Origin of the sequence: Larsenimonas rhizosphaerae (assembly GCF_026240105.1) — a bacterium.
GTDB classification, from domain to species: Bacteria; Pseudomonadota; Gammaproteobacteria; order Pseudomonadales; family Halomonadaceae; genus Larsenimonas; species Larsenimonas rhizosphaerae.
In genome coordinates, this window is the sequence record NZ_JAPIVE010000002.1 from 1 (window position 1) to 16583 (window position 16583).

13 protein-coding genes are annotated in these 16583 nt (G+C 56.3%); 4 read left to right on the forward strand and 9 right to left on the reverse strand.

Going from position 1 to position 16583, the window contains the following annotated elements; all coding sequences use genetic code 11:
• Positions 1–403 precede the first annotated feature (403 nt).
• A complete protein-coding gene (locus OQ287_RS06560; protein WP_265895916.1) occupies positions 404–3232 on the reverse strand; it encodes an FAD-binding and (Fe-S)-binding domain-containing protein in 2829 nt (942 codons plus the stop codon).
• 16 nt (positions 3233–3248) lie between these two features.
• Positions 3249–4952, reverse strand: coding sequence for an L-lactate permease (locus OQ287_RS06565; RefSeq protein WP_250934645.1), 1704 nt, complete (start codon positions 4950–4952; stop codon positions 3249–3251).
• Between the two features lie 434 nt (positions 4953–5386).
• On the opposite strand from OQ287_RS06565, the gene OQ287_RS06570 reads away from it, so the two are divergent.
• A complete protein-coding gene (locus OQ287_RS06570) occupies positions 5387–6172 on the forward strand; it encodes a GntR family transcriptional regulator (protein WP_250934647.1) in 786 nt (261 codons plus the stop codon).
• Here OQ287_RS06570 and OQ287_RS06575 read toward each other — a convergent pair.
• The 3 genes from OQ287_RS06575 to OQ287_RS06585 all read right to left on the reverse strand — a co-directional run bounded on the left by OQ287_RS06575 (position 6162) and on the right by OQ287_RS06585 (position 8828).
• A complete protein-coding gene (locus OQ287_RS06575; protein WP_250934649.1) occupies positions 6162–6827 on the reverse strand; it encodes a metal-dependent hydrolase in 666 nt (221 codons plus the stop codon). The two genes, OQ287_RS06570 and OQ287_RS06575, sit on opposite strands and share 11 nt — an antisense overlap.
• Before the next feature lie 81 nt (positions 6828–6908).
• The gene (locus OQ287_RS06580) at positions 6909–7448 is read right to left on the reverse strand and encodes a gamma carbonic anhydrase family protein (protein WP_265895917.1); all 540 of its coding nucleotides are present in this window, start codon (positions 7446–7448) and stop codon (positions 6909–6911) included.
• 30 nt (positions 7449–7478) lie between these two features.
• Positions 7479–8828, reverse strand: coding sequence for a sodium-dependent transporter (locus OQ287_RS06585; protein ID WP_265895919.1), 1350 nt, complete (start codon positions 8826–8828; stop codon positions 7479–7481).
• Positions 8829–8950: 122 nt separating this feature from the next.
• Here OQ287_RS06585 and prlC point away from each other — a divergent pair, with 122 nt between their 5' ends.
• Positions 8951–11002 (forward strand): oligopeptidase A, encoded by a 2052-nt coding sequence (prlC, locus tag OQ287_RS06590; RefSeq protein ID WP_265895921.1) that lies wholly within the window; start codon positions 8951–8953, stop codon positions 11000–11002.
• 53 nt (positions 11003–11055) lie between these two features.
• On the forward strand, positions 11056–11304 hold the full coding sequence (locus OQ287_RS06595; protein WP_265895922.1) for a YheV family putative zinc ribbon protein: 249 nt from the start codon (positions 11056–11058) through the stop codon (positions 11302–11304).
• 90 nt (positions 11305–11394) lie between these two features.
• Here OQ287_RS06595 and OQ287_RS06600 read toward each other — a convergent pair whose 3' ends face one another.
• The 3 genes from OQ287_RS06600 to OQ287_RS06610 all read right to left on the reverse strand — a co-directional run bounded on the left by OQ287_RS06600 (position 11395) and on the right by OQ287_RS06610 (position 13763).
• Positions 11395–11916 carry a superoxide dismutase family protein gene (locus tag OQ287_RS06600; RefSeq protein ID WP_265895923.1) on the reverse strand — a complete coding sequence of 174 codons (522 nt, stop codon included), beginning with the start codon at positions 11914–11916 and terminating at the stop codon, positions 11395–11397.
• Between the two features lie 67 nt (positions 11917–11983).
• Positions 11984–12829, reverse strand: coding sequence for a methylenetetrahydrofolate reductase [NAD(P)H] (gene metF / locus OQ287_RS06605; protein ID WP_250934662.1), 846 nt, complete (start codon positions 12827–12829; stop codon positions 11984–11986).
• Positions 12830–12968: 139 nt separating this feature from the next.
• A complete protein-coding gene (locus tag OQ287_RS06610; protein ID WP_250934664.1) occupies positions 12969–13763 on the reverse strand; it encodes a UDP-2,3-diacylglucosamine diphosphatase in 795 nt (264 codons plus the stop codon).
• A gap of 193 nt (positions 13764–13956) precedes the next feature.
• On the opposite strand from OQ287_RS06610, the gene OQ287_RS06615 reads away from it, so the two are divergent.
• On the forward strand, positions 13957–15084 hold the full coding sequence (locus tag OQ287_RS06615) for a glycerol dehydrogenase (protein WP_250934666.1): 1128 nt from the start codon (positions 13957–13959) through the stop codon (positions 15082–15084).
• Positions 15085–15163: 79 nt separating this feature from the next.
• On the opposite strand, the gene ahcY is transcribed toward OQ287_RS06615, so the two are convergent.
• Positions 15164–16576, reverse strand: a complete 1413-nt coding sequence (gene ahcY / locus OQ287_RS06620) for an adenosylhomocysteinase (protein WP_250934668.1) — start codon at positions 16574–16576, stop codon at positions 15164–15166.
• Positions 16577–16583: the final 7 nt, after the last annotated feature.

The following is a 16583-nucleotide window of genomic DNA, read 5'->3' on the forward strand; positions in this document are numbered from 1 at the left end:
TTTGGTGATGTGATCATCACCCCGAGCCAAGCGCCCACACAAATTACCTGATCGACTTGTTAAAGAGCGTCTCATTACCGGCTGTGCCGTGTAGCGAGTGGATGCGTATTATACGTATCCGGTCCGAACTGTCAAGCTTCATTTTTCGGCGATGACCAGAACAACCTGTTCTGACGTGAAAGCGATGTGCTGCTCTCAACCCCCGGAAGCGACGTCCGATGAAGTGCGCTGCATTCTACCGAATCCTGCTGACCTGTCAATGTTTTTCTTTTCGATCAATCCTGAAAATCAAAACCAAATCAGTAGGTTGCGCTACTTCAGCTGCCTGGCCGTTTGCGACGTCCCCGGCAGCGGATGCGTACTTTACGCTCGCACCGCCTCGAACACAACCCCTCGAATGAAATTAGTTTGAAACCGGTTTTCGAGCACCCTTTCGGCTGGCTCGTTCTACCAGTGACAGGATGGAATAGTAGGGTATGCCGCTGTGCTGACTCAGCCCGATCTCGCAGGTACGAGAATTGGAATACCCTCGCTTGCAGCCGGCCACCGCCTGTTCAAGCCCTTCAAGTGCCGAGGCATTGAGCTCGGGTACCTGAAACCCCTTGTCTCCGGCAAAGCCGCAGCATTCCATGCCTGCCGGCATGACCACCTCACGTGCACAGGCCTGTGCAACTGCCTTGAAGGTATCAGTCAGTCCCATGCGTCGACTTGAACAGGTCACGTGCAGAGCGATGCTTTCATCTACAGGTTCGATGGAGAGGTAGTCCAGTACATGGGCATGAATGAAGGCAACAGGTTCGAACAGGGATAACTTGCCATCCAGACGCTCATTCATGCGCGAGACACAGGGCGAGGTATCACACACTACCGGCCAGCGTCCGTTTTCGGTGGCGACCAGCAGCGCCTTGTTGACCTCATCAGCCTTGGCGTTGGCTTCATCAAGATGGCCCTTTGACTGAAAGGCCATACCACAGCACAGCTGATTGAAAGGCTCAGGAACAATAACCTCCATCCCGGCACGTTCAAGCACCTTGAGCGTCAACGCCATGACCGATAATTCCTGCTGCCCTTCTGCCGGGCCAAACATGCGTGTGGCACAGGAAGGAAGATAAACCACCCGCCGCATCCTGCCCGACGACGCTGACGGCAATGTGGTCTCAGCCGGTCGTGGCATGGCCGGAGTCCACAGGGGGAGCTGTTCATGACTCAGATGGCGAGCCTTGAAAGCCAGTCTACTCATGCGTGGGGTACCAATCAGGCGGTGTACACCGTTTACTGCTCCCAGCCCCCAGCGCGCCATGCGCGTGGCCGCGCCAAAATGGCGGCTTAGCGGTGCACTCAGGCGTTGATCTGCACCGTGCTGCTCATGACGCCATGCCCGGATCAGATCTCCGGTATTAATGCCTACCGGACAGCGTGTCTGACACATGCCATCCGCCGCGCAGGTATCAAGGCCGTCGTACTGCCAGCCTTTATCAAGAGCATTTCGCTCTTCGTGGCGCCCCTCCTGCTCCAGCCGTGCCATTTCGCGCCGAACCACAATGCGCTGCCGTGGCGTTAACGTCAGATGGCGTGAAGGACATACCGGCTCACAGAACCCGCATTCTATGCAATGGTCAATCAGGTTATCTGCTGCCGGCAACGGCTTGAGGTTTTCAAGATGGAGCGTCGCCTTCCGGGTCAGAATCACGTCCGGGTTCAGCAAATTACGCGGATCAAGAAGCGCCTTGATTTCCCACATCAGCTGATAGGCGTCGGCACCCCACTCCCGTTCGACAAAAGGCGCCATGTTACGCCCCGTACCGTGCTCGGCTTTCAGCGAGCCGTCATAACGTTCGCCAACCAGCTGAACCACGTCCTCCATCAGAGCCTCATAGCGCTCGATCTCTCCTGCACGCTCGAAGCCCTGGGGGAAGACAAAATGCAGATTGCCTTCCAGTGCATGCCCAAACAGGATGGCATCCTGATACCCGTGGCGTGCAAAAACATCGGTCAACTGCCGCACACCTTCCTCAAGGTGCTCGATCGGGAAAGCCACATCCTCGATCACCACCGTTGTGCCCTTGTCACGCACCGCACCTACCGCAGGAAACATCCCCTTGCGGATCTTCCAGTACATGCTGTAAGTGGACACATCCCGGGTAAACTCAATGGGTTCGCAGGTCGGCAGACCTTCCAGAGCTGCCATTGCGTCACCCAGCCGCTTATCAAGCTCGACCTCATCGTTGCCACGTACATCAACAAGAAGTGCTGCGGCCCCCTCAGGGAGGCGTTTGAGGCTTTCCGGCAATCCCGGCTGATCCTCGACGCTGCGCAAGGCGGCGCGATCCATCAGCTCCACTGCGGATACAGCCGTAGACTTCAACGCCAGCGTTGCCCGACAGGTAGTAGCCATATCGGGAAAGAAAGCCAATGCTGCTGCCTTCAAGGGCTCATCAACGATCGTTCGATAAGTAATACTGCTTATAAAGCCCAGCGTACCTTCCGAGCCGACCATAAGGTGTTTGAGGATACTGATGCCGTCACTGAAATCCACAAGACTGTTCAGGCTGTAACCCATGGTGTTCTTGAGCCGGTACTTGTGCCGAATACGGTCAGCCAGTGCCGTATTGGCTCGAGTACGCTCCCCCAGCGCCTCCAGTCTGGCAAGAAGCGGGCCATGGCGGCGTCGAAAATCAGCAACGCTGGCGCTGTCGGCAGTATCCAGCACAGTGCCATCGGCCAGCACCATCCGCATATCCTGAACGGTCTGGTAGGTATTATTGGCCGTACCGCAACACATGCCGGAGGCATTGTTGGCAGCAATACCGCCAATCATGCAACTGTCGATCGAAGCCGGATCCGGGCCGATCTTGCGCTGGAAAGGCAACAGCAACTGATTGGCACGTGCACCGATCACCCCTGGCTGCAACGTAATGGCTCGGCCATCATCCAGAATACGGTGTTGCTGCCACGCCCTGCCCAGCTGGATCAGCACGCTATCAGTGATCGCCTGGCCGGAAAGAGAAGTACCCGCCGCACGAAAGGTTACCGAAACCTCATGCGTCGTACAGGCTGCCAATACCGCCTGCAGCTCCCGTTCGTTATCCACCCGCACGACCAGCTGCGGAATCAGCCGATAAAAGCTGGCATCCGTGCCATAGGCCAGACGCCGTAGCGGATCGGTAATCAGCCGGGATGAATCAATGACTCCGGACAGGGCTTCAATAACGGCATCGACAGCATGAGCCATGATGAAAGATCACTCCTCAGGACAAATGGGTTACCAGTGGATCCCAGCGCATGGCCAGGCCTGTAAAGACCATTGCCAGCACACCGGATGCCACCAGGTAGTAAAGGGTAGGTATAATGGTCTTGCGTAGAATCTGGCCTTCGCGGTCCAGCAATCCCACCGTGGCCGCGGCAGCCACCACATTGTGAATGGCGATCATGTTGCCTGCAGCAGCACCCACTGCCTGCATTACGATGGTCAACAGCCCAGAGACGCCCAACAGCTCACCGATGCTGAACTGGAACTGGGACAGCATCAGGTTGGATACCGTATTGGACCCGGCAATAAAGGCCCCAAGAGCGCCGACGGACGAAGCAAAGAACGGATAGATTTCTCCCACCCCACCCGCAACCAGATCTGCCATGGCCACCGGCATCGATACCATGTCCGCCGCATTGACGCCGGAGTTGATCAGGATCCGCACCATCGGCACCGTAAAGATCAGCACAAATCCCGCGCCCAGCAACGTACTGGAAGACTCCGCCAGTGCAGCCCTGCACTGGTGCCAGCGCATTCGGTGCAATCCCAGCGTTGCCAGTACGACCAGCACCATCACTCCGCCGGGCAGATAGAGAGGAGAAATGGTACTGGAGATACCTTCGACGCCCAGAATATTGGTCCATCCCATCGACAGCGTACTGACAAACCAGGCCTTGATGTCGGGAAACACGCGCGTCACGACGAGCGCCATCGCCAGCAGCAGGTACGGCAGCCAGGCCAGCCACAGAGGCATGGGACGACTGGCCACATCGTCATAGCGAATCTCGATGTTGCCCTGCCAGGCCGTGGGCCAGTCCGCCATCGCTGGAAACTGCCAGGTCGTCTTTGGCATCAACATGCCGCGTCTGGCGGCCGCTACGCTGATGACCAGACCGACCAGTGAACCAATCAGCGTCGGAAATTCAGGCCCGAGAAATACTCCGGCCAGCGCGTAGGGAATCACAAAGCTGGCGCCGGCAAACAGTGCAAAGGGAGCCACCTCAAGTCCTTCACGCCAACGACGGTTTTTTCCGAAGAATCGGGTCAGCATCATGCTCATCAGAAGTGGCATGAACAAACCGACCACGGCATGGGTCAGGGCAACGCCTGAAGTGATGAGGTGATAAAACACCTCCCAGCTGGACCCTTGCGCTTCAAGCCGGGCACTGATGGCCACCTGATCCAGCCCGCCACTGACACCCACCACGATGGGCGTACCCACGGCACCAAAGGAAACCGGGGTCGACTGAATCATCATGCCCATGACCACGGCAGCCATTCCCGGAAAACCAAGCGCGACCAGCAAGGGAGCAGCGACGGCAGCGGTCGTCCCGAAGCCGGAAGCACCTTCAATGAAACAGCCAAACAGCCAGGCCACGATGATGACCTGAATACGCGGGTCCGGTGAAATGGTGGAGAAGCCGCCGCGAATGGCAGCAATGGCACCGGAATGCTTGAGGGTGTTCAACAGTAGAATGGCGCCGAAAATAATCCAGAGAATCGACGCCGTCAGCAGCAGCCCCTGTATCACGGATGCAGCTATTCGTAATGCACTCATCTGCCAGATGAACAAGGCAATGGCGATGGTGACGGCCAGTACCAGCGGCATGGCACGTCGTGCCGGCCAGTTGAGCCCCAGCAACAGTACGCCCGCCAGCAGCAATGGCGTAAATGCAATGGCATGAATAAAACCATTCCCCATGAGGATGATCCCTTGTCGAAGGCGCATTCAAGCGCTCAAGTTGTCGTTGTTGACGCAGTCGAGATGGGTAGTCGGCAATCCGGCATTTATTGTTGTCATTGAGGCATACGACGCTTGTAGTGCCGCAGTACGGTCAAAGCCCTGATCACGACGAACGCTTGTTTGCATTCGCCGACAATATTGGTATTACCAATTTACTTAACAGGATTACCCACAGTAGGGCGATTTACCGCAGAGGGTCAATGCTGGCAGATTCATTCTTTAGTATCGGCTAAATACGGTATTCGAGGTGTTTTAAATATCCTGAAGATGGAAGGTATTGATAACAGGAAATAAATATAAATTGGTTTTACCAATTTATATTTCCCGGGAAAGAGGGTATTTGACACAATAGCGTTCCTGACTTCCCATTGCGCTGCGCTCGAGAGGCCCCCATGGAGTATCGCCCCGTACGTCAGCCTCGGCTGGCGGATGTCATTACCGAACGACTGGAAGCCATGATGCTCGAGGGCAGCCTGAGTCCCGGCCAGAAACTGCCCCCTGAACGAGAGCTGGCGGAGCAGTTCGGGGTCTCCAGACCATCGCTGAGGGAAGCCATCCAGAAGCTGGCAGCCCGAGGCCTGCTGACCAGCCGCCAGGGGGGAGGCACCTATGTCAGCGACCGGTTGAACAGCCGCTACGATGATCCCCTTCTCGAGATGCTGTCACGTCACGAGGAATTTCATCTGGACCTGCTGGAATTTCGTGACGCCATGGAAGGTATCTCGGCGTACTACGCCGCCCTGCGCTCTACTCCCGCTGACCGTGACAAGCTCAGGGCGTGTTTCGAGGCACTGGAGCACAGCTACCATCACCCGGCGCCGGAAGGCTCCCAGGAAGAAGCGCGCGCGGATGCCTCCTTCCACCTGGCCATCGCGGAAGCCGCCCACAATGTGCTGGTGTTGCATAACATTCGGGGCATCTTTCACCTGCTGGAAAAAAGCATCACCGCCAATCTGGCATACCTGTTTGACAAGCCTGGCAACCGAGACTTTTTAATCAGACAACACAAGCAACTGCTGGATGCCATTCTGGAGGGCCGCGCCGAGGATGCTCGGACCTGCGCCCATGAGCATCTGGTATTTGTGGAGGAAAACCTGCTGGAAATGGAGCGGGCGGACACCCGCGCTCAGCGCGCCATGCGACGCGCCCAGGGCGGTATATCGCGACCTAAAGGCTGATGGTGTGCTGAACCAGTGCAAGAAGAGCCTGCCAGGGAGGCAGCCAGGGTACAAGGGCAGCAAAGGCCAGTAGCATCAGTACGGCCGATGCCGGCTTGGAATAGTCAAACAGCTTGAAGGCTGTACCAAAAGACCGCTTCACGCGGCTGCCTACCAGGTCGATGCTGTAGCACTCATCCAGCAGAAGGTGCACGCACACGCCGATAAACAGGGCCAGACCATAACACCAGGATTGAGCTGGCGGCTGGGCAAAAAGCTGAAAACTCAGCGCGGCCACACTGCAACCGCTGACGCCACCGGCAAGCAATGAGTGCCAGATCCCGCGATGTACCGAAAAGCGCTTGAAGACACGGCTTGCCAGATAGCGTACTCCGACAAAGGTCAGCACGGCAGCGCCGAGCAGCCACGATGTTTGCAGGTGGGGCTGATACATCACCACCATGATTACCACACACAGAATGGCCAGCACAGTGAACATCAACCTCACCGCATGGGAATTATCGGCGTCAATGTCCGGCAGAATGCCACCCAACGCCACCAGACCTGCCACGGTAAAGGCGCTGGTCCAGGGCCACAGGGCGGCCTGATAACCGAGTCCCGCTGTCACGACACCGGCTACCGTTGCTACTCCGAGATGCGTATTGAAATTGGCCATGCCGTCGCCATACTGGATAAAAACACAAGTATGACGCAAAAAATGCAGTGCCAACAATAGGTTGGCACTGCATTTGACGGGTTAGTGATCCGTTTCGGCGAGGAAATCATCCTTGAGCCTGACATAATTGCCGGCGGAGTAGTCAAAGAAGGCATATTCAGCCTCCTTCAGAGGTCTCAATGCCCTGACCGGATTGCCGGCATAGACATAACCGCTTTCCAGACGCTTGCCGGGAGGAACCATTGCTCCCGCTGCAATCAGTACATCGCTTTCAACCACCACGCCGTCGAGCACAACAGCCCCCATGCCGACCAGTACCCGGTCATGAATGGTGCAGCCATGCAGCACGGCCCGATGCCCGACAGTCACGTCACTGCCGATCAACAGAGGATAACCGTCCGGGTTGTAATCGCTGGCATGGGTAATATGCAGCACGGCGCCATCCTGAATACTGGTGCGCGCTCCGATACGAATATGATGCATGTCGCCACGAATCACGGCTGTCGGCCAGACCGATGTATCATCGCCCAGCGTTACATCACCGATCACGACGCTGGCCTCGTCGATGAATACGCGTTCACCGCATACCGGCGTTGTGCCCTTGAAACTGCGTATGGTCATACCACTCTCCCTGTTCATGTTCAGACAGCATCACCCCTGATGCCACAAGGAACTGATCAACACGATGATCACCAGGGGAATGGAAATCCATCGCGTCACCCAAAGCCACCCGCGGCACAGTGTAGTACTCGCCCCCAGCGCATCAAAGGCTCGCTGCCGATCCATGATCCAGGTCGCAAAGATGGCAATCAGTACACCGCCCAACGGCAGGAAGATATCCGTCGGGATCGATGTCACCAGATCAAAAAACGTCTTGCCTTCAAGAGGCGTCCAGTCGGCCAGGCTTGAAAAGGACAGTGCCGAAGGCAGACCCATCAGCCAGACGCCGACCCCGATCAGCAGGGCTGCCACCCCACGCTTGAGCCCGGCGGACTGAAGCATCGCAACCATCGGTTCGGCCAGATTGATCGAGGATGTCCAGGTTGCCATGGCCAGCAGCAGAAAGAAGCCACCCAGCCAGATATTGCCCCCCGGTAAATCCGCCAGCGCAATAGGCAGGGTAACGAACATCAGGCCCGGACCCGAGGCTGGATCCATGCCCTGGGAAAACACGATGGAAAAAATGGCAATTCCCGACAGCAATGCCACTAGAATATCCAGACATGCAACAGCGATGACTGCCGTCGGCAGGCTCTGACGGTCCGGCATGTAGGCGCCATACGCCATCAGTGCACACGCCCCGATAGCCAGAGTGAAAAACGCATGCCCCATGGCATTGAGAACCACGGTTATATCGATCGCGGCAGGGTTGGGCGTAAACAGCCAGGACAGTGCCGTGGTAAAGCCACTCGTGGTAGCCCCGTAGCCCACCAGAACGAACAGCAACAGATACAACAGCGGCATCAACAGGTTATTGAGCTTTTCAAGCCCGCTGCCGATGCCCGCAGCGACCACGGACATGGTCAGAAGCATGAACAGCGTATGATTGAAAATGACCTTGAACGGGTCTGCCAGGAAGGTATTGAAGGATCCGCCAATCTCTGCCGGTGACATACCGGTGAAATTCCCGCCAAGCGCATCAAACATGTACTCGAAGGACCACCCGGAGACCACCGAATAAAAGGACAGAATGAAGAAGACGGTGGCCGCGCCCATCAGACCTATCAACCGCCAGTGCCTGGAGTGGCCATTTTCCAGGGCCAGATGGCTCAGCGCCTGCATCGGTGTACGCCGACCGGCGCGCCCGACCAGAATTTCAGCCATCATGACCGGCAATCCCAACAGCAGCACAAATATCACGTACAGCATCAGAAAGGCCGAGCCGCCGTTCTCACCGGTCATGTATGGAAACCGCCAGATATTACCAAGCCCTACAGCCGCCCCGGTCATGGCCATGATAAAGGCGCGCCGTGATCCCCAGCGTTCAGCCACTTCACTCATTGAATGTCTTCCTTGCCCGCCGCGCGGTCGGCGCAGGTATTAAATTCCGGCAGCGATTGAAACCATCACCCGCTACCCTCATTGTCTATCAGTATATCTTTTCGCAGGCAACGAGGTCTTTCATGTCCGACAATCCATTGCTGGAACCCCATGTCCTTCCGCCGTTCAAATCGATCGAGCCGGAACATATCGAACCCGCCGTGGATACATTGATCCAGGAGAACAAGGCAGAGATCGAACGGCTGGTCGAACAGGGCGATTACAGCTGGGACGGGCTGGCGCAACCACTTGAGGCACTGGGTGACCGACTGTCTCAGGCCTGGTCACCGGTATCGCACCTGAATGCCACGATGAACTCTACTGCACTGCGCGAGGCCTACCAGGGCTGCCTGTCAAAACTATCGGCATACGGCACCTGGATCGGCCAGCATGAAGGGCTGTTTAAGGCCTATCAAGCCCTGAAGGACAGCGACGAATTTACCCGGCTAAGCCAGGCACAACAGACAGCCATCAATCATACGCTGCGCGACTTCAGACTGGCCGGTGTTGATCTTCCTTCCGCTGAAAAACAGCGCTTTGGCGATATTCAGGCACGACTCGCCGAACTGGCCAACACCTTTTCCAACCACGTGCTTGATGCCACTCAGGCCTGGTCGATGGACCTTGAAGATGCATCAAGGCTTTCCGGTATACCGGAAAGCGGACTGGATGCACTTCGAGCCAATGCTGAAGCCAAGGAAAGAACCGGTTACCGAATCACTCTGGATTTTCCGAGCTTTTACCCGGTCATTACCTACGCTGATGACCGGGACCTGCGCGAAACCGTATATACCGCATTCACTACACGTGCCTCCGAGCTTGGCCCGAATGCCGGCGAGTTCGATAACTCGGCCATCATGAGCGATATCGTCCGCCTGCGTCAGGAGCTGGCTGGCATGCTCGGGTTTGATACCTACGCAGATTATTCCCTCTACACCAAGATGGCTGACTCCCCACGCCAGGTAATGGATTTCCTGCTGGATCTGGCCGAGAAGGCAATCCCCCAGGCCCAGGAAGACATGGCCACGCTGCGTCAGTACGCTCTGGATGAATTGAATATCGAACATCTGCAACCCTGGGATGTCGGGTATGTCAGTGAAAAGCTGCGCCAGGACCGGTATGCCATTTCCCAGGAAGAGCTTCGCCCTTACTTTCCGGCCCCCCAGGCGGTAGCGGGCCTTTTCAGGGTCACGGAAAAACTGTACGGGCTGAGTTTCAGCAAGCGCGACGATGTTCCCATCTGGCACCCCGATGTACGGTATTTCGACATTCTGGAAAACGACCAGCCGATTGCCGGTTTCTATTTGGACCTTTACGCCCGGGAAGGCAAGCGTGGTGGCGCCTGGATGGGTGAATGCCGTGTACGACGCACCCTGGCTGATGGCAGCCTGCAATTGCCCGTGGCCTATCTGACCTGCAACTTTACCCGGCCGGTAGGTAGCAAACCGGCCCTGCTGACCCATGACGAAGTACTGACCCTGTTCCATGAGTTTGGCCATGGGTTACATCACATGCTGACTCGCCAGAATGTGGCCGATGTGTCAGGCATCAACGGTGTGGCCTGGGATGCTGTCGAACTTCCCAGTCAGTTCATGGAAAACTTCTGCTGGGAACGTGAAGGGCTGGACATGATTGCCTCTCATGTCGATACCGGCGAACCGCTTCCAGACGATCTGTTCGATAAGCTGCAGGCCGCACGCAACTTCCAGTCAGCCATGCAAATGGCTCGCCAGCTGGAATTTTCGTTGTTTGATCTGCAACTGCATCATGAGCACGATGCACCGTCTGCCGAGGGCATCCAGGCACTGCTTGATCATGTTCGCGATCAGGTCAGCGTAACGCCACGGGTGGACTTCAATCGCTTCCAGCACAGCTTCAGCCATATCTTCGCTGGCGGCTATGCGGCCGGTTACTACAGCTATAAATGGGCCGAAGTGCTGTCGGCAGATGCATTTGCCGCATTTGAAGAAGCCGGCATCTTTGATGCGGACACCGGCCGTCGTTTCAAGGAAAATATTCTGGAAATGGGTGGTTCACGCGATGCAGCCGAGCTGTTTGAGGCATTCCGGGGTCGGCCACCCAGCATAGACGCACTGCTGCGTCATACGGGTATTACCCCGCGCGACGCGGCATGACACCTTGCACGGGCCGATCTGTCAGGCCCGCTTGCTGACTTTCTGGAGACCGTATGACTGCAACGCCCAAACGGTTCATTGCCGGCGCCATCTGTCCTCGCTGCGCCGCAATGGATCGAATACGCAGCTGGGAAAATGAGGGTGTGCTATATCGGGAATGCGTCAGCTGCGACTTCTTCGAGCAACTGCCTGTGGAAGATACCAGTAGCCCGGAAATGGAGACACGCGTCAATCAACCCCGGGAAACGCCGGCTGATGACACGATCCAGACCGTCAGGATCATCACCCCGCCCGACCGCTGAACAACCGGGTGTGGACAAGTTCAGCCGGTGAATAAAAAAACGGCGCCCGGATCAATTCCGAGGCGCCGTTTTTTCAAGGGGCATCATGGGTCATCTGACGACACCACATGCCCAGCGGGCTCCCCCGCCCCCAAGCTTTGGTGGCTCACCGTAGGTATCTCCCCCTTCATGAATGATGAGGGCGTGTCCCGACAGATCACTTTCCCTTAGCCGCGGCGCCAGCACAGGCGTTGCTGCATTGCCCCTGGCATCTGCCATCAGTACCGGCAGATCCCCAAGATGACTTTCCTTCACATAAGGTCCGGCGTGAAGCCCATTGCCTGCCGGATCAAAGTGACCCCCTGCGGCACCGCCCGGGGTGGTCTTGCCTTCCGAGACCGATGGCTGGCAACTGGGGTTCTGATGTAGATGAAAGCCGTGCATCGAGCCTGCAGGAAGCCCGTGAATATCAGGAGTGATCAGAAGCCCATAGTCAGTATCCTTGAACGTGACCGCTCCGACCGCCTCTGAAGTGCCCTGATCCGTTAGTCTGTTCATGTCAACGCTGACGTCAGCCAGCGCCGGCAGGCTACCCAGCGCCAGCGCAAGACCCAGCCATTTTGCCCTGTTCATGTTCTTCTCCTGTATCACGTCGTACGTTAACGCTAGTCAGAAGAAGCAAAAAACGCGAGCACAGGACTCAGGACTCAAGACGCAATTCATCAATGATGTTCAGGCTGGGTTCGGCCTGGTTAAGCGTATAGAAATGAAGCCCTGGTGCACCGCCATCGATCAACTGCTGGCACAGGCCTGTAACGACCTCATGGCCGAACGCCTGCAGGCTGGCGCTATCATCACCATAAGAGGCCAGCTGCCGGCGCATCCAGCGCGGAATATCCGCGCCGCACATTTCCGAAAAACGAGCCAGTTTGGAGTAGTTGGTGATAGGCATGATGCCAGGCACGATTGGAATATCTACCCCGTGGGCCCGCACTCGATCAACGAAATGAAAATAGGCATCGGCATTGAAGAAATACTGGGTAATGGCCATATCGGCCCCGGCCTTGACCTTGTCGACAAAATGACCGATGTCACGCTCAAGATGTTCAGCCTGCGGATGACACTCTGGGTAGGCTGCCACGGAAAGCTTGAAATGATCGCCGGTTTCCTCACGGATGAAGGAAATCAGATCGGAGGCATACCGAAATTCTCCGCCGCCCATCGACCCGGAAGGCATGTCACCTCGCAGGGCCACGATGCGCTCGACGCCCTCTTCACGATACAGATGCAGCATATCGCGCACGGCGCTGCGATCACTCAGAACGCAGGACAGATGCGGTGCAGTGTCAATGCCGCTTTGACGCACAGAAGCCACTGTATTGAAGGTCTTGTCTCGTGTAGAGCCGCCGGCACCGAAGGTCACGGAGAAGAAGTGCGGTGAACGAGCGGCCAGCTTGTCCCGCACCAGCTGCAGTTTCTGATCACCCGATTCCGTACGCGGGGGAAAGAATTCAAAGCTGATACTGTGAGAGGAGGCAGTCGTCATGGCACGGTCTCTTGAAACAGGGATGGCGACACAAGTGTCGAGTCAGTCAGCGTAGTGTGCCTAACTCCTTGCCAGGAAACGAATGAATGTTTCTGGGCACCAACATTAATTCGATTCATACAGATACCTGAACAATGTCTCAGACCGCTTTACTGCCCGAGAAGACAGGCGCAGTCGCGAGTATATTCAACTCGTAATCAATCAAGTGAAGTTCACCATCATGCGTTTCAACCAGCCCCGTGCAGTGTTCAACCCAGTCACCACAGTTCGCATAAAGGTACCCTTCATGCTCACGCAGGCTGGGAAGGTGGATATGACCGCCCATGTAGCCGAACGTTTTCTCGCTTCGGGCTCGCTCAAGCGCCGCCGTTTCAAATACATTGATATAGCGTTTGGTACGCTCGGAACGTCGCTTGATCGCCGCCGAGAGTGACCAGTAGGGCAGATTGAACCGCTCACGGGTTTGCGTAATCCAGCGATTGATCACGCGAAGCCCGTTCAGCATCCTGCTGCCCAGTTGGTGCAGCCAGGGGGCTACGGCCTCATGCATCTGATCATCAAACTCATCGCCATGAGCGATCAAAAGAGGCCGACCGTCCTTCAGGGTATGGAAGTACTCCTGCTCGATACGGATATTGAAGATTTCAGTGCCGCATAAACGTCGGAAGGACGCGTCATGGTTGCCTGGAATATAAATGACCTGACAGTCCCCCCCGGCAATATCAATAATGCGAGAGATCAGCGACTGCTGGGCAGTGGTCAGTACTGCCCGCCGGCGCATCGCGATCAGATCAAACACATCGCCTACCAGAAAGAGTCGCGTCGGCGTCACGATATCCAGCAATGACAACAGTCGAGAGGCCTGACAATCCGGCGTTCCCAGATGCAAATCGGAAATGAACAGGGTCTCGACGCATTCGGTATTCAACGTCATTAATGCTTGTCCTTTGTTTCAACTTCAAAGAGCAGAAAACAACCTCTGAGCCACAGGTTGTTCTCGTTGTTTCCTGTTCAATGTAGCTGCGTCAATTTTACACGGCGACATGATGATTCTGCCTGTTACGAGCATCTATGCTCTGAAGACAACGTCCCACTACGGCATCCGACGTTCAAACCCAGGAGGCACCATGTCACCGAGCAAGCCGATACCCCGCGTTTTCATCAGCCCTTCACGCTATGTACAGGGCCCAGGCATTCTCCTCGACAGCGCTGACCACCTCAAGAAAATAGGGCAGCGTCACCTCATCATTGCCGATGAGTTTGTCTGGAACATGACCGGTAACGCTCTGATGAGACACCTTGATCAGGCCGATATTCATGCCCACCACGAAATATTCAATGGTGAGGCTTCCGCTGGAGAAATCACGCGACTGGGCAAGCTGGCCGAACGGTTTGATGCCGATGTCATTGTCGGGCTGGGCGGCGGAAAGACACTCGATACCGCCAAGGCAGTGGCCGATGATATCGGCAGTGCCTGTGCCATCTTTCCGACTACCGCATCCACTGATGCACCCACCAGTGCATTGTCAGTGATCTATGACGATCAAGGGCAATTCGACCGCTACCGTTTCTATGACAAGAACCCCGATCTTGTACTGGTCGATACCGGGATCATTGCCAAGGCGCCTCCTCGCTTTTTGGCCTCCGGCATTGCCGATGCCATGGCTACCTGGGTTGAAGCACGATCCGCCATCGCTGCCAATGCCATTACCATGGCTGGCGGTCACTCCACTTTACTCGGTGCCGCCATCGGCGAAACCTGTGAAAAGACCTTGTTTACCTATGCACGTCAGGCTTATCAGGCCAATCAGGCGGGCATTGTGACCCCGGCCTTCGAGGCCGTTGTCGAAGCCAATACCCTATTAAGCGGCCTCGGCTTTGAAAGCGGCGGCCTGGCCTGCGCACATGCCATTCATAACGGCTTCACGGCGCTCAAGGGCGACATTCACCACCTGACACATGGCGAAAAGGTGGCCTACGGCACCTTGTCCCAGCTCATGCTGCTGGGCACACCGGACAGCGAGTTTGAACGATATCTCGCACTTTATATCGAGTTGGGGCTGCCGGTGACCCTGGATGCGCTGTCGCTCAGTGCCGACGATACCGAGTCGCTGACCGCTGTTGCTACTGCTGCGCTCAAGGAAGGCGAGACCAGCCACAACCTCGCGTTCGAGCCCACCCCTGATATGGTGGTCAGCGCCATGATTGCTGTCGATCAGTACACTCGACACTACAAGGCACGCCATCACCTGTAGCCCGAAACGAAAAATGCCGCCCCGAAGGGCGGCATTGTCATCATGCTGTTTGTGATTCAGACATCATGAAAGGCAGGTATCAATAACGGTACTCATCGGGCTTGAACGGGCCTTCCTGCGGCACGCCAAGATAATCTGCCTGTTTGGAGGTCATTTTGGTCAGCACACCACCAAAACCTTCCACCATATAGCGCGCCACTTCCTCATCAAGCTGCTTTGGAAGTACTTCAACCGTGATGCGCTCAGCACGCGCTCCCTGCTCGAGATCAGCAAACTTACGCTCGAACAGATGAATCTGTGCCAGTACCTGGTCAGCAAAGGAGCCATCCATGACACGAGACGGATGACCTGTCGCGTTGCCCAGGTTGACCAGACGCCCTTCGGAAAGCAGCAACAGGTAGTCGCTACTGGTCGGATCAAAGTTATCCTGTGAGCCATCACGATAAATCTTGTGGACCTGTGGCTTCACTTCTTCCCAGCCCCAGTTGGCGCGCATGAAGGCCGTATCGATTTCGTTGTCGAAGTGGCCGATGTTGCAGACTACGGCTCCTTTCTTCAGCGCTTTCAGCATGCCGGCATCACAGACATTGACGTTGCCGGTCGTTGTGACCACCAGATCAATCCTGCCCATCAGTGCCTTGTCGACAGACTCGCCATTCTCATCGTTGTTGCCGTCAACATAAGGAGAGACAACTTCGTAGCCGTCCATGCAGGCCTGCATGGCACAGATCGGGTCGATTTCGGAGACCTTGACGATCATGCCTTCGTTACGAAGCCCTGCCGCAGAGCCCTTGCCTACATCACCGTAGCCGATCACCAGCGCCTGCTTGCCGGAGAGCAGATGGTCCAGCGCACGTTTGATCGCATCGCTCAGGGAATGACGGCAGCCGTACTTGTTATCATTCTTGGACTTGGTGACCGAGTCATTGACGTTGATGGCCGGCACCTTGAGCGTGCCTTTTTTCATCATATCGATCAGACGGTGAACGCCCGTGGTGGTTTCTTCACTGATGCCGTGAATATCGTCGAGCAGCTGCGGGTACTTGTCATGCAGAAGCTCTGTCAGATCGCCCCCGTCGTCCAGCACCATGTTGGGCTTCCAGCCATCCGGGCCTTCCACGGTCTGTTCGATGCACCACCAGAATTCGTCCTCGGTTTCGCCTTTCCAGGCAAAGACAGGAATGCCTGCCGCGGCAATGGCTGCCGCCGCCTGATCCTGAGTCGAAAAGATGTTGCAGGAAGACCAGCGTACGCTGGCACCCAACTCGATCAGGGTTTCAATCAGTACGGCTGTCTGGATGGTCATATGGATACAGCCGGCGATCCGGGCATCCTTGAGCGGTTGTTCGGCACGGTATTTTTCGCGAATCTTCATCAACGCCGGCATTTCGGTTTCGGCGATGCGAATCTCGCGACGTCCCCAGTCCGCCAGCGACATGTCAGCAACCTTGAAGTCACCCTGTGATGCCGTGTCATACGCCATTGCGCACATACTTGTC

What these genes read in the sequence shown, in the direction of transcription:
- OQ287_RS06580 (WP_265895917.1), bottom strand. Translation starts at nt 7,448, where the DNA reads ATGACCATACGCAGTTTCAAGGGCACAACGCCGGTATGCGGTGAACGC.
- OQ287_RS06595 (WP_265895922.1), top strand. Translation starts at nt 11,056, where the DNA reads ATGACTGCAACGCCCAAACGGTTCATTGCCGGCGCCATCTGTCCTCGC.
- OQ287_RS06585 (WP_265895919.1), bottom strand. Translation starts at nt 8,828, where the DNA reads ATGAGTGAAGTGGCTGAACGCTGGGGATCACGGCGCGCCTTTATCATG.
- metF (WP_250934662.1), bottom strand. Translation starts at nt 12,829, where the DNA reads ATGACGACTGCCTCCTCTCACAGTATCAGCTTTGAATTCTTTCCCCCG.
- OQ287_RS06565 (WP_250934645.1), bottom strand. Translation starts at nt 4,952, where the DNA reads ATGGGGAATGGTTTTATTCATGCCATTGCATTTACGCCATTGCTGCTG.
- ahcY (WP_250934668.1), bottom strand. Translation starts at nt 16,576, where the DNA reads ATGTGCGCAATGGCGTATGACACGGCATCACAGGGTGACTTCAAGGTT.
- OQ287_RS06615 (WP_250934666.1), top strand. Translation starts at nt 13,957, where the DNA reads ATGTCACCGAGCAAGCCGATACCCCGCGTTTTCATCAGCCCTTCACGC.
- OQ287_RS06575 (WP_250934649.1), bottom strand. Translation starts at nt 6,827, where the DNA reads ATGGCCAATTTCAATACGCATCTCGGAGTAGCAACGGTAGCCGGTGTC.
- OQ287_RS06560 (WP_265895916.1), bottom strand. Translation starts at nt 3,232, where the DNA reads ATGGCTCATGCTGTCGATGCCGTTATTGAAGCCCTGTCCGGAGTCATT.
- OQ287_RS06600 (WP_265895923.1), bottom strand. Translation starts at nt 11,916, where the DNA reads ATGAACAGGGCAAAATGGCTGGGTCTTGCGCTGGCGCTGGGTAGCCTG.
- prlC (WP_265895921.1), top strand. Translation starts at nt 8,951, where the DNA reads ATGTCCGACAATCCATTGCTGGAACCCCATGTCCTTCCGCCGTTCAAA.
- OQ287_RS06610 (WP_250934664.1), bottom strand. Translation starts at nt 13,763, where the DNA reads ATGACGTTGAATACCGAATGCGTCGAGACCCTGTTCATTTCCGATTTG.
- OQ287_RS06570 (WP_250934647.1), top strand. Translation starts at nt 5,387, where the DNA reads ATGGAGTATCGCCCCGTACGTCAGCCTCGGCTGGCGGATGTCATTACC.